The sequence below is a fragment of the Microbulbifer mixtoriginis (SeqCode) genome (genome assembly GCF_052467235.1).
The window spans coordinates 2,765,919-2,792,500 of sequence record NZ_CP174305.1; the positions used below are offsets into that span (position 1 = coordinate 2,765,919).

General features: G+C 55.2%; 24 protein-coding genes. 9 read left to right on the forward strand and 15 right to left on the reverse strand.

Annotation, left to right across the window (positions count from 1 at the left end):
• Positions 1-15: 15 nt before the first annotated feature.
• The 5 genes from prmA to ACJJIO_RS12150 form a co-directional block, all read right to left on the reverse strand.
• Entirely contained in the window at positions 16-897 is an 882-nt protein-coding gene (gene prmA, locus ACJJIO_RS12130; RefSeq protein ID WP_444883653.1) for a 50S ribosomal protein L11 methyltransferase, read from the reverse strand.
• 135 nt (positions 898-1,032) lie between these two features.
• Complete coding sequence (gene accC / locus ACJJIO_RS12135) at positions 1,033-2,373, reverse strand: acetyl-CoA carboxylase biotin carboxylase subunit (protein ID WP_444883654.1); 1,341 nt, start codon at positions 2,371-2,373, stop codon at positions 1,033-1,035.
• A gap of 15 nt (positions 2,374-2,388) precedes the next feature.
• Positions 2,389-2,859, reverse strand: coding sequence for an acetyl-CoA carboxylase biotin carboxyl carrier protein (gene accB / locus ACJJIO_RS12140; protein WP_444908623.1), 471 nt, complete (start codon positions 2,857-2,859; stop codon positions 2,389-2,391).
• Positions 2,860-2,883: 24 nt separating this feature from the next.
• Positions 2,884-3,339, reverse strand: a complete 456-nt coding sequence (gene aroQ, locus ACJJIO_RS12145; protein ID WP_444908624.1) for a type II 3-dehydroquinate dehydratase — start codon at positions 3,337-3,339, stop codon at positions 2,884-2,886.
• 259 nt (positions 3,340-3,598) lie between these two features.
• Positions 3,599-5,410: a protein-disulfide reductase DsbD family protein gene (locus ACJJIO_RS12150; RefSeq protein ID WP_444908625.1), complete on the reverse strand. Its 1,812-nt coding sequence runs from the start codon at positions 5,408-5,410 to the stop codon at positions 3,599-3,601.
• Between the two features lie 120 nt (positions 5,411-5,530).
• Here ACJJIO_RS12150 and ACJJIO_RS12155 point away from each other — a divergent pair, with 120 nt between their 5' ends.
• From ACJJIO_RS12155 to ACJJIO_RS12170, 4 genes are all read left to right on the forward strand, one after another.
• A complete protein-coding gene (locus tag ACJJIO_RS12155) occupies positions 5,531-6,256 on the forward strand; it encodes an N-acetylglucosaminyltransferase (RefSeq protein ID WP_444908626.1) in 726 nt (241 codons plus the stop codon).
• On the forward strand, positions 6,253-6,735 hold the full coding sequence (locus ACJJIO_RS12160) for a copper chaperone PCu(A)C (RefSeq protein ID WP_444908627.1): 483 nt from the start codon (positions 6,253-6,255) through the stop codon (positions 6,733-6,735). Before ACJJIO_RS12155 ends, ACJJIO_RS12160 begins: the two co-directional genes overlap by 4 nt.
• A gap of 30 nt (positions 6,736-6,765) precedes the next feature.
• Positions 6,766-7,335: a YajG family lipoprotein gene (locus ACJJIO_RS12165; protein ID WP_444903744.1), complete on the forward strand. Its 570-nt coding sequence runs from the start codon at positions 6,766-6,768 to the stop codon at positions 7,333-7,335.
• 178 nt (positions 7,336-7,513) lie between these two features.
• On the forward strand, positions 7,514-9,268 hold the full coding sequence (locus ACJJIO_RS12170; RefSeq protein ID WP_444908628.1) for an EAL domain-containing protein: 1,755 nt from the start codon (positions 7,514-7,516) through the stop codon (positions 9,266-9,268).
• Positions 9,269-9,320: 52 nt separating this feature from the next.
• Here the strand turns inward: ACJJIO_RS12170 and ACJJIO_RS12175 are convergent, their stop codons facing one another.
• Entirely contained in the window at positions 9,321-10,319 is a 999-nt protein-coding gene (locus ACJJIO_RS12175) for an adenosine kinase (RefSeq protein WP_444908629.1), read from the reverse strand.
• Between the two features lie 372 nt (positions 10,320-10,691).
• Here ACJJIO_RS12175 and mrcB point away from each other — a divergent pair, with 372 nt between their 5' ends.
• The gene (gene mrcB, locus ACJJIO_RS12180; RefSeq protein ID WP_444903746.1) at positions 10,692-13,256 is read left to right on the forward strand and encodes a penicillin-binding protein 1B; all 2,565 of its coding nucleotides are present in this window, start codon (positions 10,692-10,694) and stop codon (positions 13,254-13,256) included.
• A 40-nt stretch (positions 13,257-13,296) separates the two neighbouring features.
• On the opposite strand, the gene hemB is transcribed toward mrcB, so the two are convergent.
• The 7 genes from hemB to ACJJIO_RS12215 form a co-directional block, all read right to left on the reverse strand.
• On the reverse strand, positions 13,297-14,307 hold the full coding sequence (gene hemB / locus ACJJIO_RS12185; RefSeq protein ID WP_444908630.1) for a porphobilinogen synthase: 1,011 nt from the start codon (positions 14,305-14,307) through the stop codon (positions 13,297-13,299).
• 102 nt (positions 14,308-14,409) lie between these two features.
• Positions 14,410-15,042, reverse strand: coding sequence for a GntR family transcriptional regulator (locus ACJJIO_RS12190; protein WP_444908631.1), 633 nt, complete (start codon positions 15,040-15,042; stop codon positions 14,410-14,412).
• Positions 15,043-15,049: 7 nt separating this feature from the next.
• The gene (locus tag ACJJIO_RS12195) at positions 15,050-16,240 is read right to left on the reverse strand and encodes a benzoate/H(+) symporter BenE family transporter (RefSeq protein WP_444908632.1); all 1,191 of its coding nucleotides are present in this window, start codon (positions 16,238-16,240) and stop codon (positions 15,050-15,052) included.
• A 164-nt stretch (positions 16,241-16,404) separates the two neighbouring features.
• Entirely contained in the window at positions 16,405-17,688 is a 1,284-nt protein-coding gene (gene hemL, locus ACJJIO_RS12200; RefSeq protein ID WP_444908633.1) for a glutamate-1-semialdehyde 2,1-aminomutase, read from the reverse strand.
• A 172-nt stretch (positions 17,689-17,860) separates the two neighbouring features.
• Positions 17,861-18,646 (reverse strand): bifunctional hydroxymethylpyrimidine kinase/phosphomethylpyrimidine kinase, encoded by a 786-nt coding sequence (gene thiD, locus ACJJIO_RS12205; protein ID WP_252084388.1) that lies wholly within the window; start codon positions 18,644-18,646, stop codon positions 17,861-17,863.
• An 82-nt stretch (positions 18,647-18,728) separates the two neighbouring features.
• On the reverse strand, positions 18,729-19,151 hold the full coding sequence (hemJ, locus tag ACJJIO_RS12210) for a protoporphyrinogen oxidase HemJ (RefSeq protein ID WP_252084389.1): 423 nt from the start codon (positions 19,149-19,151) through the stop codon (positions 18,729-18,731).
• 33 nt (positions 19,152-19,184) lie between these two features.
• Positions 19,185-21,005, reverse strand: a complete 1,821-nt coding sequence (locus tag ACJJIO_RS12215) for a chloride channel protein (RefSeq protein ID WP_444908634.1) — start codon at positions 21,003-21,005, stop codon at positions 19,185-19,187.
• 96 nt (positions 21,006-21,101) lie between these two features.
• On the opposite strand from ACJJIO_RS12215, the gene argC reads away from it, so the two are divergent.
• The 4 genes from argC (at position 21,102) to erpA (ending at position 23,941) form a co-directional block, all read left to right on the forward strand.
• Positions 21,102-22,154 carry an N-acetyl-gamma-glutamyl-phosphate reductase gene (gene argC, locus ACJJIO_RS12220; RefSeq protein WP_444908635.1) on the forward strand — a complete coding sequence of 351 codons (1,053 nt, stop codon included), beginning with the start codon at positions 21,102-21,104 and terminating at the stop codon, positions 22,152-22,154.
• Positions 22,155-22,217: 63 nt separating this feature from the next.
• A complete protein-coding gene (locus tag ACJJIO_RS12225; RefSeq protein WP_444908636.1) occupies positions 22,218-22,949 on the forward strand; it encodes a DUF6776 family protein in 732 nt (243 codons plus the stop codon).
• A 33-nt stretch (positions 22,950-22,982) separates the two neighbouring features.
• On the forward strand, positions 22,983-23,426 hold the full coding sequence (locus tag ACJJIO_RS12230) for a bactofilin family protein (protein ID WP_252084393.1): 444 nt from the start codon (positions 22,983-22,985) through the stop codon (positions 23,424-23,426).
• A 161-nt stretch (positions 23,427-23,587) separates the two neighbouring features.
• A complete protein-coding gene (gene erpA, locus ACJJIO_RS12235) occupies positions 23,588-23,941 on the forward strand; it encodes an iron-sulfur cluster insertion protein ErpA (protein ID WP_020411471.1) in 354 nt (117 codons plus the stop codon).
• A 20-nt stretch (positions 23,942-23,961) separates the two neighbouring features.
• Here erpA and ACJJIO_RS12240 read toward each other — a convergent pair whose 3' ends face one another.
• Both ACJJIO_RS12240 and ACJJIO_RS12245 read right to left on the reverse strand, forming a co-directional pair.
• Entirely contained in the window at positions 23,962-25,071 is a 1,110-nt protein-coding gene (locus ACJJIO_RS12240; protein ID WP_252084394.1) for an anhydro-N-acetylmuramic acid kinase, read from the reverse strand.
• A gap of 15 nt (positions 25,072-25,086) precedes the next feature.
• Complete coding sequence (locus tag ACJJIO_RS12245) at positions 25,087-26,469, reverse strand: peptidoglycan DD-metalloendopeptidase family protein (RefSeq protein ID WP_252084395.1); 1,383 nt, start codon at positions 26,467-26,469, stop codon at positions 25,087-25,089.
• Between the last annotated feature and the right edge of the window lie 113 nt (positions 26,470-26,582).

The window sequence follows — 26,582 nt, forward strand, 5'->3', positions numbered from 1 at the left end:
TACTGGCTAGCGTATTTAGCGAATACGGGTACCACTCAGGCGTACCCAACCCTCGTGCTCCGCATCCTCATCGAAATCGATCTGGTCTGAGTAGGCAGTTTTTACTTGTTCGGCCTGGGAGGCGAGGATACCGGACAGGCAGATACGCCCGCCGATTTTGGTCAGCGCAATCAGCTGCTTGGAGAGCTCTACCAATGGGCCAGCAAGGATATTGGCTAGCATGAGATCGGCGGCTTCCTGAGGCATCTGTTCTGGCAAATAGACTGGGAAGCGCTGCGGGTCTATGCCGTTGCGCACCGCGTTGTCGCGACTGGCAATCAGAGCTTGTGGATCGATATCGGTCCCCATGGCGCATTTGGCTCCGAGTAGCAAGGCGCCGATGCCAAGGATGCCGGAACCACAGCCAAAGTCGATGGCGCTCTTATCCTGCAAGGGCTCTTGTGCCAGCCAACGCAAGCACAGGTAGGTCGTGGGGTGGGTGCCGGTGCCGAAGGCGAGTCCAGGGTCCAGTAGCAGGTTGACCGCCTCCGGTTGAGGTGGCTCGCACCAGCTGGGGCAGATCCACAAGTTGTCGCCGCACTGAATGGGTTTATAGTGAGACATCCACTCGCGTTCCCAGTCTTTATCCTCAAGTTGGTCCCAGCGGGCATTGGGTAGGAGTTCGCAAAGGAAGGAAGCTGCTTTGGCCTCAGTGACAGCAGTGTCGACCTCGGCATCGAACAGACCGGTAACCCGTGTTTGATCCCACAGGGGTACTTCGCCGAGTCCGGGTTCGAGAATGGGTTGGTCTGCGTTGTCTTGCAGGGTAACGGATACGGCACCGGCAAAAAGCAGTGCATTTTCAATTTTGTCCGCTTGGGCACGATCGGTGTCGACGCGGAGTTGTAGCCAGGGCATAGGGATTCCGTGGTGAGTAACTGCTATTGGGTGGAGTGGCCACCCTACTTTTGCGATGTCCGCCGCCATCCCTGGCGTTCGGCATCATCGTATTGTGGCCGCAATTCTCTCCAACTTTGCCCTGGCTGGCGAGGGTTAGAGTCCCAACTTCTTCTCCAGGTAGTGAATATTGACGCCACCCTTGGCAAAGGCCTCATCGCGTACCAGATCCTCCTGCAGGGGGATATTGGTCTTGATGCCATCAATAACCAGCTCAGATAGGGCTACGCGCATGCGTGCCAGTGCGGTTTCGCGGTCCTCGGCGTAGGTGATCAACTTGGCGATCATCGAGTCGTAGTTGGGGGGAACCGTATAACCCGAGTAGAGGTGCGAATCGACCCGCACACCCAGGCCGCCTGGCATATGAAAGTTGTTGACCTTGCCGGGACTGGGGAAGAAAGTCTGGGGATCTTCCGCATTGATACGGCACTCGAAGGCGTGCCCGCGAACGACAATATCCTCCTGCTTGAGAGAGAGCTTCTCTCCAGCACAGACACGAATCTGTTCCTTGATCAGGTCTACGCCAGTCACCATTTCAGTAACAGGGTGCTCAACCTGAATACGTGTGTTCATCTCGATAAAGTAGAAGCGTTCATTCTCATAGAGGAACTCGAAAGTGCCGGCGCCGCGGTAGCCGATATCGATACAAGCTTGCACGCAGGATTCGTGTACCTGTTCACGCACGGCGTCGGGGATTCCGGGAGCTGGAGCTTCTTCTAGTACTTTTTGGTGACGGCGCTGCAGGGAGCAGTCGCGATCCCCTAGGTGAATGGCATTACCCTGTCCGTCGGACATTACCTGGACTTCGACGTGGCGTGGGTTCTGCAGAAATTTCTCGAGGTATACGGTGCCATCACCGAAGGCAGCTTGAGCCTCAGACTTGGTAACAGCGATAGCGTTGATCAGGTCTTCGGCGCGCTCCACGACACGCATACCGCGACCACCGCCACCGGCGGCGGCCTTGATAATGACTGGATAGCCGACTTTTTCGCCTATTTCTAGGCAGCGCTCGCTATTTTCGGGTAGGGGACCATCGGAGCCGGGTACGGTGGGGACGCCTGCCTTTTTCATGGCGGCGATGGCGGATACCTTGTCACCCATCAGGCGAATGACATCCGGGTCTGGGCCGATAAAAGTGAAGCCGCTTTTTTGTACTTGCTCGGCGAAGTCCGCGTTTTCTGCGAGGAAGCCGTAGCCTGGGTGCACGGCTACTGCATCGGTGATCTCCATAGCGGAAATCAGGGCAGGAATATTCAGGTAGCTCTGCGGCGAGGGGTTGGGACCAATACAGACAGATTCATCGGCCAGGCGTACATGCTTGAGATTGCGGTCCACCAAAGAGTGAACCGCAACTGTGGCGATGCCCATTTCTTTGCAGGCGCGCAAAATCCGCAGGGCGATTTCACCGCGGTTGGCGATCAGGATTTTGTCGAACATAGTGACTTACCCCACTCAGACGATGGTCACGAGCGGCTGATCGAACTCTACCGGCTGGCCATCTTCGAGCAGAACGGAATCGATGGTACCGGCCTTGTCGGCTTCGATCTGGTTCATCATTTTCATGGCTTCAACGATGCACACTACGTCGCCGACCTTAACCTGCTGGCCAACTTTGACAAAGGGCTCGGCGCCGGGGCTGGGAGCTGCGTAAAAAGTGCCCACCATCGGGGATTTCACCGCATGGCCGCTGATCGTTGGTTTGGATTCTTTTTCTACCGCCGCCGGGGCTGGTGCAGCTTGGGCAGGTGCAACAGGAGCCGGTGCCGGTGCCATTGGAGCCGTGTAAATTGGAGCAATCGGTTGATTTGCACCGCTGACCCCGCGGCTGATACGCACCGATTCCTCGCCCTCTTTAATTTCCAGCTCGCCGATATCCGATTCTTCGAGCAGCTCAATTAGTTTTTTAATTTTGCGGATATCCATAGTTCTTTCACTCGCAGGTTTGATTCATTGATTTTGAGACGCCATACCCAGTTGGTGTATGGCCGCCTGAAGTGCCAGGGTGTAGCTGTGTGGCCCGAAGCCACACACCACACCACGGGCTAAATCGGATAGATAGGAATGGTGCCTAAATGCCTCGCGGGCATGAGGATTGGAAAGGTGTAACTCGACAAACGGTATGGCAACGCCCGCTAAAGCATCTCGTAAAGCCACGCTGGTGTGGGTGTAGGCGGCGGGATTGATTACGATGAAATCCACGCTGGTATTGGCGGCTAAGTGGATGCGTTCCACCAAGGCAGACTCGCTATTGCTCTGGAGGGTTTCCAGCTGGTGGCCTGCAGCATCACATTGGCGCTCGGCGGCCTGATTGATTTCCGCAAGGGTGGCGGCGCCGTAGATATGCGGCTCGCGACTGCCGAGCAGGTTGAGGTTGGGGCCGTGCAGGAGAAGAATTTTAGCCATAGTATGCCCTGGGGAAAGTTGCCGAAAAACCCAAAAAAATGGTCTAAAGTTGGCTATCTTGCGGGCAAACTCGAATTTTTGGCCTATTTGCCCGAGTGCTTTAGGCGAGTGTGCCGCAAAAGTGACTCCCTGTCCATGCCTGCTGGGCAGTTTATCGAAGTTAGCGGCAGTTCGGCGATATTTGCCTAAAAATTAGCGCAAAATATCCGCAATGTGGCCTTTTTACCCTTGGGATTGGCTACAAAGGCGGCAGTTTCCTTTAAGGGGCAGAGGATCTACTGAGTTCGCTCCCGGCAGCGGCTTCCAGCTCCATCAATAGCTCCTCGCGGGAGAGGATTTGCGGCAGGATTTTGGCCTCGCCACCACTGGCGGGGTAAAGCAAGTAAAGCGGCACGCTGGTACGGCCGTATTTCGCCAGGAGCTCGCTGATATGTGGGTCCTGATTGGTCCAGTCCCCTTTAAGAGCTACTACCCCTAGTCTCTCAATGGCGTCGCTCACAGCATCACTCGACAGCACCACTTTCTCATTGGCCAAGCAAGTAATACACCAGGCCGCGGTCATATTGGTTAGCACTGGACGCCCCTCCCTCCGCGCTGTCTCGAGCCGTTCGGCGGAGTAGGGCTGCCAGTAGTCACTGGTCTGTTGAAGTGCTTGGGGGGCAGTACTGAGGCGTGGCAGTAGCATTAGCGCAAAGCTCAGGGCCACAACCGCCAGCGAGCCCCGCAGCCAGTGCCACTGAGGGCTGGGCCAAAGCCATAGCGCAAAGGCGATTGCCACAGCGCCGCTGAGAACCAGAGCGATACCATCGCCACCAGTCTGACGTCCCAATACCCACAGCAGCCACACTGCGGTCAAGTACATGGGGAAGGCCAGTAGTTGCTTTAAGCGATCCATCCAGGGGCCGGGGCGTGGCAGCTTGTCCACTAGAGCGGGAATATAGGTGAGCAGCAGGAAGGGGGCGGCCATACCGGCGCCAAGGGCGGCAAAAACACTGAGCGCCACGGCTGGAGATTGTGTGACTGCAAAGCCCAGCGCCGAGCCCATCAGGGGCGCGGTGCACGGGCTGGCCACGAGTGTGGCCAGGGCGCCGGAGGTAAAGGAGCCGCGCAACCCCTGACTGTTACTTAAATTGTTACCAACGCCCATCAGGCTGCTGCCGATCTCTGTGACACCGGACAAGCTGAGTCCCATGATAAAGAACAGATAGGCCAATGCGGCTACCAACCAGGGAGACTGTAGCTGGAACCCCCAACCTATCGCCTCACCGCCGGCGCGCAATGCCAGCATGGTGGCGGCAATGGCGACAAAGCTGAGTACAACGCCGGTGGAGTAGGCCCAGCCGTGATGGTGACGTTGATTAGCATTCTGTGCTGTCTGGCTAACTGCCAGCAGCTTGATTGAAAGCACTGGAAAAACACAGGGCATTAGATTGAGTAGCAGGCCGCCGGCAAAGGCGAAAAGCAGTGCAAAGGGGAGCGTGATGGCGCTAGCGTTACTCCCCTGAGGTGAGGAGCTGCCACCTGTACTTTGGGGAGAAGAATTTTGCGGGCCTCCCTCAATAGGCTGGATGCTTCCCGAGCCAATATCCACGCGATAGTGGCGTACCTCTGGTGGGTAGCAGAGCCCCGCATCGGCGCAGCCCTGATAGTGCAGTTCTAATTGTAAGTTATTGGCGCTGTCGTTGTCGTTGAGGGGAATGGGGAATTCCAGCTGGCCGCGATAGACCTCGGTTTCCTTCTCGAAATACTCATCCCAGATAACTTCACCGCTGGGGAGATTCAGTGGAACTGCGGTCTTTTGTCCGTTTTCTACAAGGTAAAGGGCAAGTTTGTCGCGATAGAGATAGTATTCTGGAGCTATTTCAAACAGCGCACTGAGCTGATTGCCACTCAGCAGCAGGTCCTGCCGGTAGGCTTCGTCCACTGGCAGGAAGGTATTTTGCTGCTGGCCGATAGAAGACGCAAAAGGGTTACTTTCCGCCTGCGCAAGAGCGTTGGTTGTGGATAGGCATAGCAATATTGCCAGCAGTGCGAGGAAATTATTTCTGAAACTTTTGGTCATCACAGCCATAGATGAAAAAATTCATTATAGTCGGGCGCATGGTTCTGACTGCTGCGCCGGACGGGGGTTCAGTCGCGTCAGCAGTATAGCGATGCTAGTGGTACAAAAAAACAACAGCGGAGAATTGCTTTGCCGTCACTTGAACGCCTTCACAGCTTTGCTATCTGCCTCTTGATGGCGGCGTTACTTGGTGCCTGTGCTTCGCAACAACCGCCTCCCCCGGCGCCCAGTCCTCCTCCGCAGAAAGCCAAACCATCCGTTAATGAGGTGCGGCGTAACAATGTGGCTTACTTCTTAAAGCGTGCTGAACAGGCGCTACGCAAAGGCCATCTTACCAAGCCTGCCGGCGCCAGTGCCTATGACTACTACTTAAACGTGCAGAAGTTGGACCCTGGAAATCGTAAGGCTCAGACCGGAATTCAAACAATTGTGGTCACCTACGTTGAGCGTGCCCGAGAAGCGCTGCGCAGGCGTGCTTTTACCGAAGTGGGCGGCCTACTACAGCGCGCAGAAATACTGGCTCCGGGGAATCCTTTGGTGGCTGAGGTGCGTACACAGCTAGTCCATGAGCGCGGCCGCGCACAGCTGGATCTACCACAGGGAGAGGCTATTGGCCTGCCTGCGGCTGGGCTGCGGGCGAGATCGGAAAATTTGGTCACAAAGCTGCGCCAAGTGGCCCAGCGTATTCGCAGAGAACAACTACGCGTCATAATTGTCACCGGCAATGACGCGGAAGGTCGCTGGGTTTACCAGCAGCTGCGTGAAGCGGTGCCCGGTTATCGGGTGCGGGGGGATATAAAGATTGGCAGCCCCGCACGTTTACTTCTTATTAAACCCAGTGGAGGGGTCCAGTGAAAAAGCCAAATGTATTTGTGTGGATTCTGCTTTCCAGCAGCCTTTTGTACACCTTGGGGGCTTTGGCCCTCACCCAGTCCCTTATGATTGAGGGCTATGCCAGAGAGACTCCGCCGGGAGCACCTATGAGCGCGGCGTACCTCTCCCTGCACAACACCGGCAAACAACCGCTGCAGTTGACGGCGGTGGAGTTGCCCGGAGGGGGGGGCGGGGCTGTCGATTTGCATACCACTGAGCGTGAGCGGGGCGTCAACCGTATGCGTCCACTGGAGAAACTGTCGATTGCCGCTGGAGAGAAACTACAGATGATGCCAGGTGGTATCCACTTGATGATTCATGGGGTGCGCCTTCAGGCTGGAGATACACTGCCCCTACGCCTGCTTTTTGACGACGGAAGTAGTTTGGAGGTCGTGGTTCCGATCATGGGGCGTGATGGACTTGATAAAGATCACCACCATCATCATGGCGGTGCTGGATAAAAAAATCCTGTTGAAGTAAAGGTAAGAAAAATGAAGAAGTTATTGTTATGGGTGGGGTCTCTGGTCGTGGCTGGGTGTGCTCACAGCCCACTGCAAATCCAATTGTATCCACAGGTTCAGGTGGCTCCCGAATCCATTGGTTCGGGCTATAGCCTCAATGTTCGCGGTGTTAATGAACTATCCGGTGGGGGGCTCGGTTCTCTCGGCGGAGTCTATGCAGACACATCTCAGGTGAGTATTGCCAACGATGCAGGTAGTGCTATCGCCGCAGGGTTGAGCCAGGGTTTTGCCAATTGGTCATTCCGTATCACCGACTCGGCACCTGAGGTGCAGGTGACGGCGAAGTTGGTGAAGCTAACGTATAACAGCCCCAGTCAGGTTTACACCACCCAGGTGGATACCTCTGCTGAGATTCACTTGGAGGTTAAAGTGGGCCATGCCACCTATTTTGGAACTTACAGTTCCTCTGGCAAAGACCGCAATCTGATTAAGCCCAGCCGCGAAGAGGTGGAAAGCCGGGTAAATGGCCTGCTGAGTGCGACTATGCAGCGGGTATTCGAAGATGAGAAACTGAAAAAATTCTTGCGCGCAAATCTTTGAATGTGCAATTTAGGGATCTACTGAAGTGAGCCGGCTGGAGGCTGGATAATTGAATACAATCGGCGATTTTGGGCGATGATAAGGCTATTTTTAGCCATTTCTTGCGGTGAGATGCCTACAAGGGCTGCGCCAGCCACCCTTTTCCAGGGATATTTCGGTTTCCACTGGGAGTGTGGCTGTGGCCTTATTTGACACTCAATCCGCCGAATACCTCGGTTTGTTGGGGGAGCTGGAGGCTCAACTCAAACCCTGTGAGCAGATCAGCCTACAGGCCGCTGAGGCGGCGCTGGGGGAGATTGCCGATGGAGTGATCGTCACCGATCCCCGCGGTATTGTGCAATATGCCAATCCGTTGGTCAGTGAGATGAGTGGTGACCTGGTTGGACTCCTGCCTGGTCAGCCTGTGAACGAGGGCCTGCGGCTTCGCGATAGTCAGGGCACCCTGTTGCCTGCGCTGATACCAGACTCCCCTTCTCACGAAGTACCCAGCGTGCGGGAGGTTCGCGCCTTTATTTGGAGACTCGGGGAAAACCGTCCACCGCTGGAAGTCTCTGTGCAGGTGATGGCTTTGTGGGATGCCGGCACATTAAAAAATTATGTGTTGGTCTTGCGGGATACTTCTGCTGCCCGACGAGTGTCTACTCGCCTGAGCTGGCAGACCAGCCACGATGCGTTAACCCGCTTACCCAATCGACAGTATTTCGAGAGCGAATTGCAAAAGCTCCTGTCACAGTGCGTCGATAAGCGTCAGCATCATGTACTCCTATACTTGGATGTCTATCAATTCAAAGTAATCAACGACACGCTGGGTTTTGTCGCCGGTGACCAGTTGCTGGTGCAACTGGTTGCACTGCTACAGAAGGGCTTATCTGGGGCTGATTTGTTTGCACGTGTGGGCAGTGATGAGTTCGCCATTTTGCTGCGGGATTGCACCCTTGAAGAGGGCGGGCGCGTGGTTGCGCGTCTGCGCGAATCTGTTCAGGAATTCAGCTTCCACTGGCAGGGTAATGATAGCCGTGTAGCGATATCAATTGGGGTGGTGGGTGTGGACCGATTCACCCCCAGTGCCAGCCAGCTGCTGGCAACCGCCAATGATGCCTGCTGCTCAGCCAGGGATCAGGGGCGCAACCGGATAAAGTTGTTTGGAGATTCGCGCAAGGCGTTGGAAAAGCGTCGTGAGTCCACTTGGGTTGCAGAAATTCACGCTGCCCTGCGAGAGGATCGCTTGATCCTCTATCGGCAGCCTGTGGTCTCCCTAAAAGGGGAGCGCCAGATTCATCACTATGAAATTCTGGTACGCATGCGCGGGCGGGATGGAGGGGTGATCTCGCCGGGCTTGTTCCTACCCGCAGCGGAGCGCTATGGCCTAATTGAGGAGGTAGATCGTTGGGTTATTCAGCGCGTGTTCCGTTATATGGCCCAGGAGCAACTGATCGGTATTGCTACGGCCAGCTATGCCATCAATATTTCCGGTATCAGCCTGGGCGATGATACGTTTGCAGACTTTGTACTTGCATCAATGAGTGAGGAGGGGGTAACGCCTTCAAGGGTACAGTTTGAGATTACCGAGACCAGTGCCATCAACAACCTTGAAAGGGCTCTGATTTTTATCCACAAGCTGCGCGCTGCGGGCTGTAGTTTTGCCCTGGACGACTTTGGCCGCGGAGTTTCTTCGCTGGCTTACCTGCGTCAGTTACCGGTGGACTTCCTCAAAATCGACGGGAGCTTTGTGCGCAATATGCTTGAGGATGAGATCGACAGCGCGATGGTCAGTACCATTGATCACCTGGCAAAGCGTATGGGGATCAGCACTATCGCCGAGTATGTCGAGAGCCCCGAACTGATGGATAAACTCTGTCGTATGGGGGTGGATTACGCCCAGGGCTTCGGTATTGCTGCCGCTTCGGAATTGCCCGATATTGGTGAGCCCTAAGGTTTAAAGCTGAGCGGCCGGTAAAGGCCGCTCTCAATCTCTACCGCTGACTTCAGATAACCGCTGCCAATAGTTCTGGATGTTGTTCTGCTTGTAGTCGTGGACCGTATTGGCTGACTACCTGTGCGGCGGCGCGGCAGGCGAGTTCGCCGGCCTCGGCAAAGCCCATCTCCCGGTTGACCGCATACAGAAATGCGCCTGCGAACATATCGCCGGCACCGTTGGTGTCTATTGCGCGCACCTGCGGACTGGCAACTCGGTACTGCTTGCTGCCATCCCACAGTAGCGCACCATCGGCGCCCAGAGTGATGGCAAAGCTGCGGCAGTAATCGCTCATTGCTTCTGCCGCGGCATCCAGTGAGTCGGTGCCGGTGAAGCCCAGTGCCTCATCGCGATTGCAGAACAGCATATCTACGCCGCCGCCAATCATTTCTCGCAAGCCCTCGCCAAAGAATTGCACCATAGCCGGGTCTGAAAGGCTCAGCGCGGTTTTCACACCTGCCTGCTGGGCCTGTTCACGCAGAGTGATAGCTGCGCGGCGCCCAGTTTCGGAGGAGACCAGATAACCTTCGATATAGGCCCACTTGGAGGCTTTCAGGGCTTCGCTATCCAGTTCGGCTACCGAGAGTTGCTCGCTGATACCCAGGTAGGTATTCATACTGCGCTCGGCATCGGGGGTAATCATTACCAGGCACTTACCGGTAGTGCCGCCATCTGCTTGCTGCAAAGTGGTTGGATAGTCAACGCCAGCGGCGCTGAGGTTGCTGCGATAGAAATCTCCGTTATCGTCGGCGGCAACTTTGCAGGAATAGAAAGTGTTCAGGCCAAAATAGCTGGCGGCGATAACTGTATTGGCACCAGAGCCACCACAGGCGCGTTTGGCGGTGATCATGTGGTCCCGAAGGTCGTCTACCAGCTGTTTCTGCCGGGCATCGTCCACTAGGGTCATAATCCCCTTTTCAACACCGAGCTCCGCAAGATCCTTGTCGGATACCTCAATTTCCGTGTCCAAGAGGGCGGCGCCGATGCCGTAGAGATCATATTGCTGCATATCCATCCTTTTCGGGCGATTTGTATAGATTTCCGCCGCATTATGGCTGTGATTATGGCAAGTGCAAGGTGGTTGGTTTGACTTAAAGCGGTCAGCGTTTATAAAGGCGTCATATGCCTCAATATGAACTTATAGGAGGCAATTGCGGTCAATCCTCGAACAGGTACTTTGTGTGCTTGTGGTATGACTACCGGGATACTCAGCCCGGATTCTGGCGGTTCACGGATGTTCCCCAAGGCGCCGGTTCAGGCGTCTACGGCAAGATACCAGCGGAGCTGCCACCTGCTGGTGTCCTGCCTGTGATAGTGATGAGGCTCCTGAAGATCCCCACTGTCTAGAGATGTACCGAGATGGCAGCTGGAAAACTCTTATATGGCCTCGACGAAACGCCGGCGCAGTAAAGCGTCAAAACCGAAAAGACGCTACCGCTGGTTAAAGTTCTTATTCCTGCTGGCCCTGGTGGGGGCAATGGCCCTTGCCGGCTATATGGCATACCTCGACGTACAGCTGCGGGAGCGTCTCGATAGCCGCCAGTACCAGTTGCCGGCGCGGGTTTTTGCGCGCCCTCTGGTACTGCGCGAAGGCATGGCAATGCACCCTGATGAGCTGGAAAGCGAGTTTGCCGCCCTCAACTACCGCAAACAAAAGACTCTGACGGAACCTGGCGCCTGGACACACGAGGGGATGAATTACCGGGTCTGGCGCCGGGACTTTATTCATGCCGATGGCCGTGAGCCGGCGGCTATGGTTACTTTCCGCCTGCGTAACGATGAAATTGACAACCTGCGCAATGAAGATGGGCAGCGTATCGCCGAGTTCCGCCTGGATGCCGCTAATATCGGTTCATTGCTGGGGGGCGGAGACGATCGCAATCCGGTGCGTTTCAAGGATATCCCGCCGTTGGTGGCGAATACCCTGATAGCGGTGGAAGACCAAGACTTCCTCAACCACTTCGGCATCTCTCCGCGAGGTATTGCCCGCGCTATGGTGGCGAATATCAAGGCAGGGCGCCTGGTGCAGGGCGGCTCAACCATTACTCAGCAGCTGGTTAAGAATATCTTTTTCGACCATAAGCCGAGCCTGCAGCGCAAGATCAATGAAGCCTTGATGGCGGTATTGATGGAGATACACTACGACAAGGGTTATATCCTGCAGGAGTACATCAATGAGGTGTGGTTGGGCCAGCAGGGAGCCAGAGGTATTTATGGCTTTGGCCTGGCCTCGGAGTTCTATTTCCAACAGCCGCTGGATACTCTGGAGCCCCATCAGGTCGCCCTGCTAGTGGGGCTGGCCAAGGGTGCCTCTTACTACAACCCTTGGCGCCATCCCCAGCGCGCATTGAAGCGTCGCAACACCGTTCTGGAACTGATGCGCGAGCAGGGCCTGATTACCCAGGCAGAGTTTGAGAACTACTCCGCCAAACCACTGGGTGTGGTGAAAGGCGGTGTAACCGCACAGAATCCCTACCCGGCCTTTACTGAGCGCCTGCTCTCAGAGCTGCGTCCTTATTACTCCTACGAGGAGCTGCGCACCACCGGTTTGCGGGTTTATACAACCCTTGCGCCTTCGGTACAGAAACTCGCGGAAGAGTCCATCAGTCAAGGCGTACAGAAGTTGGAGAAAGATCGCAAAATTAAGGCGAATACTCTTCAGGCTGCTACGGTATTGCTAGATAACAACACGGGTAATGTGTTGGCCATGGTGGGAGACCGCGATCCGGATTATCCCGGCTTCAATCGAGCCCTGGAGGCGCGCCGCCAGGTGGGTTCTCTGATCAAACCGGCGGTCTTCTTAACTGCCTTGGAGCGTCCCGAAGAGTACAACCTAGCTACCTTGATCGACGATGCGCCAGTGCGAATTGAGGAAGCCGATGGCGATGTATGGATGCCGCAGAACTTCGATAAGCTCGCCCACGGTCAGGTGCCTCTCTATGTCGCCTTGGCCAAGTCTTACAATCTGGCTACTGCCCATCTGGGGCTCGATCTGGGACTGCAGAATGTGCGTCAGACAATTCGACGCCTGGGTGTAGATACTAGTCTGCCGCATGTGCCTGCAATGTTGTTAGGCGCAGTGGAGATGACGCCATTTGAGGTAGCTGGCATGTATCAGACCATCGCCAATAATGGCGAGACGGTGCAACCGCGCACCTTGATGGCTGTATCCGATGCACAGGGAGGGCGGGTACAGCACTTCCGCCCGCGCACTAATCGTGGTGTCGATCCGGTGCCCGCCTACTTGTTGCGCTGGGGGCTGGAGCAGGCGATGCGCGAAGGCACTGGGCGCAGGTCGGCCAAGCGTCTGCCCAGTAGTGTGCCCTTTGCCGGTAAGACGGGTACTACCAACAATAACCGCGACAGCTGGTTTGCAGGGTTTTCCCCTGAGGTTACCGCCGTGGTGTGGCTTGGGCGCGATGACAACGTACGCACCCGTCTAACCGGTTCTACCGGAGCTCTGCCGATCTGGACTGAAATCATGCGCAAGTTGCCCCATCAGCATGGTCCTGTCGAGGCACCGCGGGGTGTTGAGTTCAAAGAGGTGAATGCGCGCGGGCAGTTTATGGACCCGGATTACTGTCGGGGCGGCTATGAGATTCCCTTCTCCTACGAAACCCACTTGCAACCTGCGCCTGAATGTCGCGGGCGCGACCGCTGGCGCTGGTTCCGCAACCTGTTTGGCAATGAGCGGTCCGAGGCGGCTCCAAGGGAACAGATGACACCGGGTTGGGGCAATGATACAGAGCGGCGCCAATATGAAAGTGAGCGCCGCCATCAAATGCGAGAGCAGTTGCGCCGTGATGATGCGGAGACATTGGGTGGGGATTCCAGTCTGGAGCCTTTGGAGCTCCCTCGCGGACAGTCCACAGAGGTGGACTACCGAGGTGTCCCCGTTGAGGAGGCCCAGCCGGTGGGCCCCGCGCTGGAAGACCAATGGCCCTGAACCGGTGGCGCGGCGCAGGCCGCGCAAAATTTACAAGGGTTCAGCCCTGCAGTAGCTGTGCGGCCTCCTCGGCAAAATAGGTGAGGATTCCGTCCGCGCCCGCGCGCTTAAACGCCAATAGGGATTCGAGAATTACCGCCTCGCGCTGCAGCCAGCCATTTTCAAACGCGGCGCAATGCATGGCGTACTCGCCGCTTACCTGGTAGGCAAAAGTGGGTACTCGCAGCTCTTCTTTCACCCGGCGCACGATATCCAAATAGGGCATACCGGGCTTCACCATCACCATATCCGCACCCTCTTGCAGGTCTAGGGCGCACTCGTGTAAGGCTTCATCGGAATTGGCGGGGTCCATCTGGTAACTGGCTTTGCTGCCCCCCTTGAGGTTACTGGCGGAGCCGACAGCATCGCGGAAGGGGCCGTAGTAGGCGGAGGCGTATTTGGCAGCATAGGACATGATCAGGGTATTGCTGTGCCCGGCGCCTTCAAGTGCTGTACGAATAGCGCCGATACGGCCGTCCATCATGTCTGACGGCGCCACCATATCTGCGCCGGCTGCGGCATGGGAGAGGGCCTGCTGTACCAGTACCTCAACCGTCTCATCATTGATGATATAGCCGCTGTGATCCATCAAGCCATCCTGACCGTGGCTGGTGAACGGGTCCAGGGCCACATCGGTAATAACCCCTAACTCCGGCACGGCATTCTTCAATTCCCGCACGGCACGTTGGGCCAGGCCATTGGCATCGTGGGCAGCGCTGGCGCAGTCGGATTTCACCGAGGGGTCCACTACAGGAAACAGCGCGACGGCGGGAATACCGAGCTGTTGCAGGGACTTGGCCTTATTGGCCAACAGGTCCACACTGAGGCGCTCGACGCCGGGCATCGAAGCCACCCTCTGAGTTTCGCTGCGCCCCTCGATGACAAACAGGGGCAGGATCAGGTCGTCGCAGCTGAGCTGATTCTCCCTCACCAGTCGACGGGAAAAATCCTGCGCGCGCAGGCGGCGCAAGCGGGTGTTGGGGTAGGCTCCGCGGCCGAGATTTTGACTCATAGGGAATTACTCCGGCTATCGATAAGGCCGCAGCAATCCCGCGACCGCAATTGGCGGCCATCATATCAAATTGCCGCCACCGGTGATTTCCCTCAACTTGCTTTAGAGGCTGTTTGGCGTGGTGTGAAGAAAGGACACCAATTGCTTGCCGGCGGTTTCGATATGCGTGGCTAGCAGGGCTGCCGCTTCCTGTTCCTTCTTTTGTTGTAGGGCCTCGAGAATTGCGTAATGCTCTTTCTGGCTGGTGTTTTGGTAGTCCAGGCTGCGAGATTGGTAACCAATATAGCGCTCACATTGTCTGTGCAGATGCTCCACAGTAGCGAAAAGGGTGGGGCGCTCTGCGGCGAGGTAGATAGTGGCGTGAAATTGCCAGTTAAGACTGCCGATCTGCTCGGCTGAGAGGTTGGGGTTCCCCTCCATGGTATCGAGAATGTCTCGTGCCCGACCGATAATTTCCCCGGTGAGTTTTTTTTGTGCAAAGGTCTGTATTAGAGGTTCCAGACGCATACGTATCAGGTACAGATCTTCTACTTCCAACGGATCGAACTCGGGTACAGCGACACCCCGCTTGCCGTGGGGCGATAGCCAGCCTTCATTTTTCAACCGCTGCAAGGCGTCCCTTATGGGAATACGACTGACCTCGTAGAACTCGGCCAATTCAGCCTGCTTCAATGCTTGGCCTGCGGGAAAACGTCCCCGCTGTAAATCGGCTTTGATTTTCTCGTAAAGGTTCATTGGCCCTTTATTTATTATCCTGTTTGAAAAACCAATAACAGCCCAGTCCGCCGACCAGGCCCCAAAAAGCAGCGCCTATGCCCAAGAAGCTGATGCCTGAAGCGCTGACAAGAAAGGTGATTAGCGCCGCCTCACGGTTTTCTGTATCTGCGGTAGCACTCGCTAGGCAGTTGCCTAGTGTCCCAAGCAGCGCCAGGCCAGCCAGGCCGGCTATGAGTGCCTTGGGGAAATTACTGAATAATGCCACTACGGTGGCGCCGGATAATCCTACCAGAAGATAGAAGAAGCCCGCGGCAATCCCGGCCGTATAGCGTTTGTCTGGGTTGGGGTGTGCTTCGGGTCCGGTACAAATTGCCCCGGTAATCGACGCCAGGGTCAGGGTGAAGCCGCCGAAAGGAGTGAGAAGCAGGTTGGTTAATCCTGTTCCGCTGATCAGTGGAGAAACTGGCACTCGTTGGTAACCACTGGCGGCCAGGGTTGCAGCCCCTGGGAGATATTGAGAAGTCATTGTGACGATAAACAACGGGATGCCGACGCTGATTAGGGTTGAGAGTTTGAATTCCGGTGTAACCCAAATGGGCTTCGCAGCCTGCCAGTGAATCTGGTCAGGTGCGAACAATTGCAGTTTCCAGCAGACAGCCACCCCACAAGCGAGTACCAAAATAATGGCGTAACGGGGTATCCAGCGCCGCCCGATGAAATAGGCCAACAACATCGCACCCACTAGTACAGGCTGGGATTGCAATGAGGTGAAAGTAGCGAGGCCGAACTGGAGCAATATGCCCGCCAGCATGGCGCCGGCAATTGGGCCGGGTACTAGCCTGGCTACTCGTTCGAAGGCTCCGGAGAGGCCTACTACAAGGGTCAGCATAGCGCTAAAAAAAAATGCACCAATGGCCTCAGCAATTGGGATACCGCTGAGGCTGGTTGCTAGTAATGCTGCGCCGGGAGTCGACCATGCAGTAACAATCGGTGCGCGGTAATACCAGGAGAAGAAGATACCGGAGAGCCCCATCCCCAATCCCAGAGCACCGATCCAGGAAGCAATCATCGCCTCGTCTGCGCCGGCTGTACGGGCTGCTTCAAACACAATGGCTGCGGAGCTGGTTACGGCGACCAGCACGGCGATAAAGCCAGCGCTGATCGTGGACAGGCTGGTATCGGAAAGCAAGCTTCTCAAAATGTATACCTTTTTCATTTTGTATACATTTTTGATCACTAATAACAAAAGAACAACGTTTCTGCGACAAAGCGTTGATCTACAGTGCTTGGGGGCCGTTGATCTACAGTGCTTGGGGGCCGTTGTGATACTGGGAGAGCGTACAGGCACCCACCCTGCGATGGATGCCTGAGAGAGAAGGGCTAGTCGAGCCGGGCGAAGACGCGTTCTGCGGCAGCGATAGTCTCTTCGATATCCTCGTCGCTATGGGCGGCGGACATAAACCCGGCCTCATAGGAAGCGGGTGCCAGGTATACGCCTTCCTCAAGCATTCCGTGGAAGAATTGATTAAAGCGCTCGTTATTACAGGCCATTACCTGCTGGTAATTGGTGACTTGGGGTTCTTCGGTAAAGAAGAATCCGAACATACTGCCGGCTTTATTGGCGGTGATAGGAATACCGGCCTTTTTACTTGCGGCCAAGATACCTTCTACCAGACGATCTGTTCTGGCTACTAAAGGCTCATAGAAGCCGGCTTCCTCCACTAAACGTAAAGTTTCTAGGCCCGCAACCATGGCCACGGGATTGCCGGATAAAGTGCCGGCCTGATAAACCGGTCCCAGGGGGGCGATTTGCTCCATAATTTCGCGTTTTCCACCGAAGGCGCCTACCGGCATGCCTCCGCCGATAACCTTACCTAGGGTGGTCAGGTCCGCCTCGATACCGAAGTGGCCCTGGGCTCCGGTAAGGCTTACACGGAAGCCCGTCATTACTTCATCGAGAATCAGCAGGGCGCCGTGCTGGTCGCAGACTTCGCGCAATGTCTCGAGGAAACCGGGGACTGGAGGAATACAGTTCATATTGCCGGCAACGGGTTCCACGATAATACAGGCAATTTGGTCGCCAATTTCATCGAAGCAGGCGCGCACGCCGTCAGCATCGTTATAGCTCAGGGTAATTGTGTGGTCGGCCAGGGCGGAAGGAACACCGGGAGAGGAGGGCACGCCCATGGTTAGGGCTCCAGAGCCGGCTTTGACCAGTAGTGAGTCGGAATGACCGTGGTAGCAGCCCTCAAATTTCACAATTTTATCGCGCCCGGTGAAGCCGCGAGCGAGGCGGATAGCGCTCATGGTGGCTTCGGTACCGGAGTTGACGAAGCGCACCAGGTCCATATTGGGCCACAAGCGGCAGAGCTCTTCGGCAAGCTCGGTTTCCAGCTCGGTGGGGGCACCGAAGCTGAGGCCTGACTGGGCCTGCTCCACAACCGCTTCAATCACTTCCGGGTGTGCATGACCCAGCACCATCGGGCCCCAGGACTGTACATAGTCGATATAACGCTTATCGTCCGCATCGAAGAGGTAGGCGCCTTCGGCGCGACGGATAAACAGAGGGGTGCCGCCCACAGCGCGGAAAGCGCGCACCGGTGAGTTAACGCCGCCGGGGATAAATTGCTGGGCTTCAGCAAAGAGCTGCTCGGATTTACTCATAGAATTCATTCAGAAATTGCGAAAAAGGCCAAGAGTCAGCGGCCATTATCAGGGTGTGAAGCTCTAAGGACAATGCGTGAAGAGTCAGGGCGCAGTAGGGGAGGCTGGCTGGTAAGTCGCACCGACCTTAGTGTCGGTGCGGATCCTATTGTGCAATGAGGAGGGAAGTGCCCTAGCGTTCACACCAGAATAAGCGGTTGGGAATCGGCCGTCCCATCCCCAGACGACGGCTGTCGCGGATGGCGCTCCAGGCGTATTGCTGGCTGCGGCTCACTGTCTCGGTGATGGTCAGGCCGTGGGCGATATGACAGGCGATGGCGGTGGCGAGGGTGCCGCAGACCCCATAGGCTGCAGGTGGCAACCGCTCCCAGTGGAATTCACGGATCAGGCCGCGTTCATCGTAGAGGCGATTCTGCAGTTGTTGCTCATGCGGTACTCCGGTGAGGAGCAGGTAGCGACAACCGCTTTCCAACAATTCCTGGGCCATAGCATCATGGGTGTCGGCCTCTACTGCCATGGCGCGCGCCTCACGGCGGTTGGGGCAGACCATGGTGGCATATGGCAATAACAGAGAGGTCATGGCCTCCCAGAGAGGCGGGGCCAGTACACTCTCTTTATCGGCCAGGGTGGCATCTGGGTCGATAATGACTGGAACGTCCGGGTAGTCGCGCAGCACGCTGTGCAATGCCCGCACATTTTCCACCGAACCGAGATAGCCAACCTTGATAGCCGCTATCGGCATATCTTCAAGGACCGTGCGGGCCTGCTCAATTAAAAGGCTGTCATCCACTGGCGCTACGCCGAGCAGTTCCCCGGTATTGCAAACGCTGATGGCGGAGACGACGGAGGCTGCATGGCAGCCCAAACTGACGGCCGTTTCTGTATCTGCGCCTATTCCTGCGCTGCCACTGGGGTCGTGGTGGGTGACGGTCAAAATAATGGGCTGCGGTGTATCCATAAAAGATCTACATGACTGCCAATTGCTGTGCGCCTAATTTTAGTTCCTGTAAGCCCCACATAAAGAATGATTTTGCGCCAAATTAAAATGGCTTCACGACGGCTAAAATTACAATGGCGAATAGAGCCACTGTTGGAACCTCATTAAAGATACGGAAGTAACGCCCGCTGCGGGTATTGGTGCCCTGGGCGAACTTACGAACGTAGGCGCCACACATATGATGATAGGCCAGGAGCAATACAACGAAGGTGAGTTTCGCGTGCATCCAGCCGGCTGAGGTGTAGTAGCTGGGATTCAAGCTGTACAGCCAAATACCCAGGCCGACGGTGGCGAGCATGGCCGGAATGGCGATCCCCCGATACAGCCGCCGTTCCATGATGCAGAAACGATCGCGGCTAAGGGCGTCGGTAGCATCTACGTGGTAGACGAAAAGACGCGGTAAATAAAACAGCGCGGCAAACCAACATACCATGGCAATAATGTGAAAAGCCTTGATCCACAACATGGAATATCCCCTCAAAAATAAAAACGGAAACGATTATTTCCGGTAAAAGTTATCGATCTGTAGCGGCAGAATAATGCCCGCGATGCGATTGTCCAGAGAACCGCTCTGATGGCGGCTGATGTAGAGAGCGTCGGCACCGGTTTTTTTCAGTTCCTGCTGGGCCTCCAACATAGTGGCCCGCCAATTTAATTCCGCCATTTGTTTGCGCTCACCGGGAATTTTTAACAAATCAATAGTTGCTGCTTTTTCCCCGATTTTTTGTTCGTGCTCAACAAGAGACTCTTCACTTCCCTCCTCTCCACTGCCCTGGAGGAATGTAGCCAAGTCAGCGGCGCGTAAGAGTTCAGGCGGTTTTTCATTAGATAGGTCGATCAATATCCATTGGGGGTGTTGTGCGATGTAACTCTGTGCCTGCTCTACAGTAATTTCCTGTTGAGCAACAATAAAACGCCGATCCATTTGACTTGCAACACCCACACCACTGAGCATCTGCTGACGCCAGGTTGGGGTGCCGGCCTTGTCTAATGCACGCAGTGTCTCCAGGTAAATTCCCTGGGTGCCGAAAAATTGTCGACTGATCAAGGTGGCCACCACGATCATCATCATGCCGGGGAACAGCACATTGGGGTTGTAGGTCAATTCGAGAATAGCGAGTAGGGCGGCGAGGGGTGCGTTGAGCATGGCAGCCATCATTGCTGCCATACCCACCATGGCGTAAAAGCCAGGGCTCGCGGTGTGCTCACCCAGCCACATATTGGCAAGGCCGCCGGCGATGCCACCGAGACAGGCACCGAGGATCAGGCTGGGTCCAATGACGCCTCCGGGAATACCCAACCCGGACCCCAGAGCGGTGGCAACCAGCTTGGCCGCAACAATAACCACCAAAGTGTTTACGCCCAACTCTCCCAGCATGGCCATTTGCAATGTGTCGTAGCCCCCACCGAGAATTTCTGGGACCCAGATTCCGATGGTGCCTGTCACCAGGCCGACCACTAAAAAACGCAATAGTGGGGATCGATTATTCTGCTTGGTGAGTTTGCGGTGGGCCAGTATGAAAAGTGCAGCCAGAAAGCCGATAGCCAGTGCACACAAAAATAAAATTGGCAATTCGGCCAGGGAGTTGAGATGGATTGCCGGCACATTAAAGTCTGGTTCGCGTCCAAAAGTGAGCTGGGTGATTGCGCTCCCAGTTACCGCCGCCAACATAACCGGTAAAAAACCGGCCACGGAATATTCCAGCATTACCACTTCCATAGCGAATACCACACCGGCCAGGGGGGTGTTGAAAGAAGCGGCAATCGCGGCGGCAACACCACAACCGAGCAGGTTGCGCGCAGAATTATTGGGTAGTCGCAGTGTACGGGCTAACCAGCTACCGCTGGCGGCACCCAGATGTACGGCTGGGCCTTCTCGCCCGACCGAATGCCCGCTAATTAGGGCGATGGCACCGGCGAAAAATTGCAGTATTGCGTTGGATATCGGCATATTGCCCTGGTGGTTATAGAGACGGTCGAGCACATGCACTACACCGACGTCGTAGCGCTTGGGACTGAGCACCAGGTAAATAACCCCGATGAGTAGAGAGCCGATTATCGGTAGGGCAAACCGCCACTGTGGCGGCAACGACTCATAATTTTGGGGGACTGAAAGAAAAAAAGTTGTCGGCCACTCCATAGCAAAACGGAATAACACTGTGACTCCACCGGCGAGTGCTCCGGTAATCAAAGCCATGCCAAGCAGTGGTGCCAGGGCTTCCCGGGCAGAGAGTTGCAGGCGGATCTGTTCCAGGCCGTTTGTCTTTGGTAAGTAACGGCTCAGGGTGCTTTTAAGTGAAATCCTGGGGCGCTGTGACACCGCACATCCTTCAAGGTCCGGGGCTTGTGTTAGAGTGCTTGGCTGATTTTATGATTATCGTCTCAATTGACGAATTTATCGGGAGAGTTTTGCAAGGTGATTAAGGTAGCAATTGTCGGAGGCACCGGCTACACGGGAGTGGAACTGCTGCGGATTTTGGCGACACATCCTCAGGTAAAGGTAACCGCAATCACCTCACGATCCCTGAAGGGCACACCTGTCGCAGAATTATTTCCCAGTCTGCGTGGTCATTATGACCTGGCTTTTTGTGAACCGAATGTTGAGCAGCTGGCTAGCTGTGATCTTGTATTTTTTGCGACTCCCCATGGAGTTGCACAAGCGCAGGTGCCGGCGCTGATTGAACGCGGCGTGCGGGTGGTCGACCTCTCCGCTGATTTTCGTCTCAAGGACATTCCCTCCTGGGAAGCCTGGTACGGTCAGCAGCACGCAGCTCCGGCCTTGGCCAAGGAGGCGGTTTACGGGTTACCCGAAGTCAACCGCGCCGATATTGCAGCTGCGCAGCTGGTGGCTTGTCCCGGTTGCTATCCCACTGCGATTCAGTTGGGCTGGATCCCTCTAGTGGAAGCGGGGGTAGTGGAACCATCAGAACTGATTGCCAGTGCGGCCAGTGGTGCTAGTGGTGCCGGGCGTCAGGCCAAGACCGATCTAATTCTGGCGGAAAATAGCGATAACTTCCGCGCTTACTCCGCTGCGGGCCATCGCCATTTACCAGAGATTGAGCAGGGGTTGCGGAATATACAACCACTCGGTGCCAACCCGATAAAGGTGACATTTGTGCCGCACCTACTTCCTATGGTCAGGGGCATCCACGCCACACTTTTTGCTAAAACCAGCTCCTCAGCGAGCCTGTCGGCAAGTGAATTGCAGATGCTATTTGAGCAGCGTTACAAAGATGAGCCCTTTGTGGATGTACTGCCGGCTGGAAGTCACCCTCAAACCCGTAGTGTGCGCGGAACAAATATGTGCAGGATTTCCGTGATGCAGCCTCAGGATCGGGATACCCTGGTGGTAATGTCGGTGATCGACAATCTTGCCAAGGGCGCCTCGGCTCAGGCGGTCCAAAATATGAACATTATGTTTGGCTTAACTGAGACGTTGGGCTTGGAGAGCCCTGCGCTGCTGCCTTAAAATCAAAAAATTACGACAACCGGCAACTCCGGTTTGGCCCCAGCGAATTTTATGGAGCTCAAAGTGAAAGGCAGCAAGCAGTACCGTATGAAAGTGGTGCCTCATCGCCCCTTCTCCGGCGTGATTGCCGTAGGTGGAGTCACCTTGTTGGTTTTGGTCACCGCTGCTGGCTCTTATTTTGCGGGCCAATACCATCTACGTAAAAACCTCGATGAAAAGACTCTGGAGTACACCCGGGTGCTGGAGAAACTCGTGGCGCTTAATAGCGAGAATGAAGCGTTGCGCCTGCGTGCAGCTACCGCCGAGCAGTCTTTGGTAATCGGTGAGCAGGCCAGTGAAGCGGTGCGAACTGAGTTGGTGCAGAAAGAGAGTCAGATTGCCGAGCTGAAGCAGGAAATCTCTTTTTATCGAGGGGTCATGGCGCCAGCAGAAGGAGGGGAAGGGGTTTCAATTGGACGTTTTATTCTCTCCCAGACTGCTGATGCGCGCAGCTATCAGTACAAGCTGCAAGTGCAGCAGTCGGCAGCGCGCCGCAATGTAATCAAGGGGGCTGCCACTTTTACAGTTGTGGGTCGTCAAGATGGTGAGCCAATGCGCTACGCCCTCAAAGACTTATCGGAGCAGGTGGATACAGAGTCTATACCGCTGCGTTTTAAATATTTTCAGAACATTGAGGGTGAGTTGAGCCTACCGGAAGGATTTATTCCAGAGGGTGTGGAGCTGTCGCTCAAATCCAGTGGGCGCACGGGTTTCAATATTGAACAGCGCTACGGCTGGTTGGTACAGAAAAGCTAGCATTGATGCCAAAGGCATGAGGTTTTAGGGATTATGTTAAGAAAAAAAGAGAAGCACGTAACTATGGCCAGCACCGGTAGTAACCATACCACTCTGATCGCGCGCCAGACGGAAGTCACTGGCGATATACACTTTCGAGGTAACCTGGTAATCGAGGGCAAAGTAAAGGGCAATGTTTCCGCTCATAGCGACAGCGATGCCCGCTTACAGATTGTCGAGGGTGGCGTTATAGAGGGAGAAATCCGTGTGCCCCAGGTGGTCATCAATGGTAATGTGAGTGGAGATGTATTCGCTGCCCGCCATTTGGAATTGGCGTCCAAGGCGATGGTAGAGGGCAATGTACACTACAAGTTGATTGAGATGATGAAAGGTGCCCAGGTCAATGGCGCCTTGGTTTCCAATGCCGACCTCAGTTCTGCGGGTGAGCCCCCTATGATTGGGTATTCCGAAGACGAGACGGTGATAGAAGCCTCTTAAACTAAACCGTAAATTACTGCCCCAGTTCTCACTGATGCTGGGGTCTGTTGTGCCAAATACTTGACTGATTTGCTGGGTTTAAGCAAGATGACGCCCCCGAGGCTGTGCTCAGTATGGTTTTTATACGAGCTGCGAACGTCCCGATGAGTTGAGAGAGACTTATGTCAGAAGCTGTATCCTTTTCTCCTGCACCACTAGTGGTCACCGATAAAGCGGTGGCTAAGGTCAAGAGCCTGTTGGAAGAGGAGGGCAACCCGGAATTAAAGCTCAGGGTCTTTGTAACCGGTGGCGGCTGCTCTGGATTCCAGTACGGTTTTACCTTCGATGAACTGGTTGCCGAAGACGATGCCATTATCGAAAAGGATGGTATCCAGGTACTGGTTGATGCGATGAGCTACCCCTATTTAGTGGGTGCCAATGTGGACTACGAGGAGGGACTAGCCGGTTCCCGCTTTGTGGTGCAAAACCCCAATGCCTCTTCGACCTGTGGCTGCGGCTCATCTTTCTCAATCTGAGCCGCTCGTCAGCTAGCCGCTTAAGGGGGATAGATAGCCCCTAGCACGGCTTCTTTTTTTGCTCCGGTCACACCGGGGCAATTACCGGGCAGGCCGAGTAATGTCTGCCGTGCCAACCAAGCAAAGCCCACTGCCTCAAGCCAATCGGCATCAATACCATAGGTGCCGGTATCGGCAATCGACCAAGTGGGCAATCGCCTCTGCAACCTGGATAACAAATCCTTATTCCTGGCCCCGCCACCGCATATTAGCAACTCTCCACCATCAGCGAATGAATGCACGGCTTCAGCAATACTCGCAGCGGTAACTTCCGATAGAGTTGCCTGTACATCTGCGGGAGCTAACTCTAGCCCAGCCAGGGCCTGTTCTAGCCAGTTGGCATTGAAAGTTTCACGCCCAGTGCTCTTGGGAGGCTCAGCGGAGAAGTAGGGGGCTGACATCAAACGATTGAGCAACTCGGGACTTACGCGTCCGCTGGCTGCCCAGCCGCCGTCCCGATCGAAAGGTTGTTTTTTGTGCAGACCTACCCAGTAATCCAGTAGGGCATTGCCGGGGCCAGTATCGTAACCACAAATGCTGCCATCGGCTTTCAGCTCGGTGATATTGGCCATGCCGCCAATATTGACAACGGCACGGTTGCCTTCGGTTTTGAATGCGGCGCGGTGGAAGGCGGGCATCAATGGTGCCCCTTGGCCTCCCAGGGCCATATCGCGTCGACGAAAATCTGCGATAGTGCTGATACCCGTCAGTGCCGCAATGGTGTTGGGGTCGCCCAACTGTAGGGTAAAGGGGGAGCTAACGGTGCCGGGTGGCCGGTGCCTGACAGTTTGTCCGTGGCTGCCGACTGCGGTGACATCGCTCGGTTCTATACCGGCACGAGCTAATAGGGTATTCGTAGCCTCGGCAAATACTTGGCCGAGCTGTCGATCCAGCTGTCCCGCACGGTCTAATTCTGAGGGACCTGGAGAGCATAGAGCGAGGATGGCACTGCGCAATGAAGGGTGGATAGGGTGGCTTAGAGCTGCCAGGATGCGCGGCTTGATTTTCTCTTCGCCGCCAAAGTCGACCAGTACCGCGTCGATAGCATCGACGCTGGTACCGGACATCAGGCCGATAAAAAGATCGGACATAAAAATAGTGCTTGTTTAGTTGTCGTCTTCGAGTTTTGCCAGGGCGGGGCCCTGATAATTTTCCAGCTTAGCCAGCAGCGGTTGGGTTTGGTTTTTAAAGCGCGTCATTTCCGCTGAGGGCACAGACTTGGCCTTGGGCAGTTTACGCACGATCGTGGCCGGGTTGCGGTGTCTGCCGTCCACCAGGAATTCATAGTGCAAGTGAGGGCCGGTGGCATAGCCAGTAGAGCCGACAGTGCCAATAACCTGGCGCTGTTTTACTCGTTGGCCTCTCTTCACTTTACGCTTTGTTAGGTGCAAATAGCGGGTAACGTAGCGTTCGCCATGCTGAATAAATACATAGTTGCCATTGGGCTTACTGTAGCCGGATGCAATGACTCGGCCGTCGCCCGTTGAGTAAACTGGAGTGCCGCGCGGAGCAGCATAATCGGTACCGTTGTGAGGACGACGCGACTTGAACACTGGATGTAGACGGCGAGGATTAAAGTGTGAGCTGATACGCACTATATCCAATGGCGTGCGAATAAACGCCTTACGCATGCTTTTACCTTCAGGTGTGAAGTAATTGGCATCGCCACTACTATCGACATAGCGAACTGCGCTGTAAGTATTTCCCTGATTGGTAAAGCTGACGGCGAGAATAGGACCATTGCCGATTTTCTCTCCGTCGAGGAATTTTTCTTCAAACATCACACTGAAACTGTCGCCTTTGCGAATATCCAGTGCGAAATCGATATCCGAGCTAAAGACATCGGCCATTTCCATGATCAGGCTATCGCTCAAACCGGCATCACTACCGGCAACAAATAATGAGCTATCAATTTGTCCCTGGCGGTAAGCTGGATGGCTGTCGGGTTCACGCTGGACTAAATCGTGTTGGAACCTGCTTTCCGCATCGCGGGTAAATCTGACCTGACTGAGTTGGTCTTTTTGCAGCGCTAAACCCTGCAATTTTCCATCCGCATTGACTGTAAAGGTCAATTCTTCGCCAGGATTGAGTCGCGCTAATTTTTTCGCCTCCTTGCCACTACCCAGTAGTTGATACATCTCCCCGGCGCTCACTTTGGCGCGCTTAAACAGATCGGATAGAGTGTCACCATTACGTACGGTCAAGCTTAATGACTGTACTTTAGCCACAGCTGCTGTGGCTAATGCAATACCTTGCTCGGGAGCAACTTTCTCAACATGCACGGGTTGCTGATCAGTCACGGTCTCTTCAGTTGAAGATAAATTGACGGGAAGCGGCATACGCTTGGCTTCCACTTCCGGCGTTGGAATAAAAACTGCCAACACCAGCACACAGGCCGCGGCACTAGCCGTGAGTGCATGTACGCGGGGAAAATGTTTGGGCAAGGCGCCTATACGGACACGGGATGTCGGTTTGCGATGATTCTGCATGGTATTAACGGGCGGCGCCGGCTGTGGTTGTTATCTGCGCTTGGAATAATGAGTGTTTAAAAAACAGGCATTGAAGAGGCTTTATAGCAAAAAAGCCGCCTGGGTTCACTGGG

Coding starts and splice junctions, on each gene's coding strand:
- thiD (WP_252084388.1), bottom strand. CDS start 18,646: ATGGATACACCGCAGCCCATTATTTTGACCGTCACCCACCACGACCCC.
- hemL (WP_444908633.1), bottom strand. CDS start 17,688: ATGAGTAAATCCGAGCAGCTCTTTGCTGAAGCCCAGCAATTTATCCCC.
- ACJJIO_RS12240 (WP_252084394.1), bottom strand. CDS start 25,071: ATGTCCGATCTTTTTATCGGCCTGATGTCCGGTACCAGCGTCGATGCT.
- accC (WP_444883654.1), bottom strand. CDS start 2,373: ATGTTCGACAAAATCCTGATCGCCAACCGCGGTGAAATCGCCCTGCGG.
- ACJJIO_RS12195 (WP_444908632.1), bottom strand. CDS start 16,240: ATGAAAAAGGTATACATTTTGAGAAGCTTGCTTTCCGATACCAGCCTG.
- hemJ (WP_252084389.1), bottom strand. CDS start 19,151: ATGTTGTGGATCAAGGCTTTTCACATTATTGCCATGGTATGTTGGTTT.
- accB (WP_444908623.1), bottom strand. CDS start 2,859: ATGGATATCCGCAAAATTAAAAAACTAATTGAGCTGCTCGAAGAATCG.
- ACJJIO_RS12175 (WP_444908629.1), bottom strand. CDS start 10,319: ATGCAGCAATATGATCTCTACGGCATCGGCGCCGCCCTCTTGGACACG.
- ACJJIO_RS12190 (WP_444908631.1), bottom strand. CDS start 15,042: ATGAACCTTTACGAGAAAATCAAAGCCGATTTACAGCGGGGACGTTTT.
- erpA (WP_020411471.1), top strand. CDS start 23,588: ATGTCAGAAGCTGTATCCTTTTCTCCTGCACCACTAGTGGTCACCGAT.
- ACJJIO_RS12165 (WP_444903744.1), top strand. CDS start 6,766: ATGAAGAAGTTATTGTTATGGGTGGGGTCTCTGGTCGTGGCTGGGTGT.
- mrcB (WP_444903746.1), top strand. CDS start 10,692: ATGGCCTCGACGAAACGCCGGCGCAGTAAAGCGTCAAAACCGAAAAGA.
- hemB (WP_444908630.1), bottom strand. CDS start 14,307: ATGAGTCAAAATCTCGGCCGCGGAGCCTACCCCAACACCCGCTTGCGC.
- ACJJIO_RS12230 (WP_252084393.1), top strand. CDS start 22,983: ATGTTAAGAAAAAAAGAGAAGCACGTAACTATGGCCAGCACCGGTAGT.
- prmA (WP_444883653.1), bottom strand. CDS start 897: ATGCCCTGGCTACAACTCCGCGTCGACACCGATCGTGCCCAAGCGGAC.
- ACJJIO_RS12245 (WP_252084395.1), bottom strand. CDS start 26,469: ATGCAGAATCATCGCAAACCGACATCCCGTGTCCGTATAGGCGCCTTG.
- ACJJIO_RS12150 (WP_444908625.1), bottom strand. CDS start 5,410: ATGGCTGTGATGACCAAAAGTTTCAGAAATAATTTCCTCGCACTGCTG.
- aroQ (WP_444908624.1), bottom strand. CDS start 3,339: ATGGCTAAAATTCTTCTCCTGCACGGCCCCAACCTCAACCTGCTCGGC.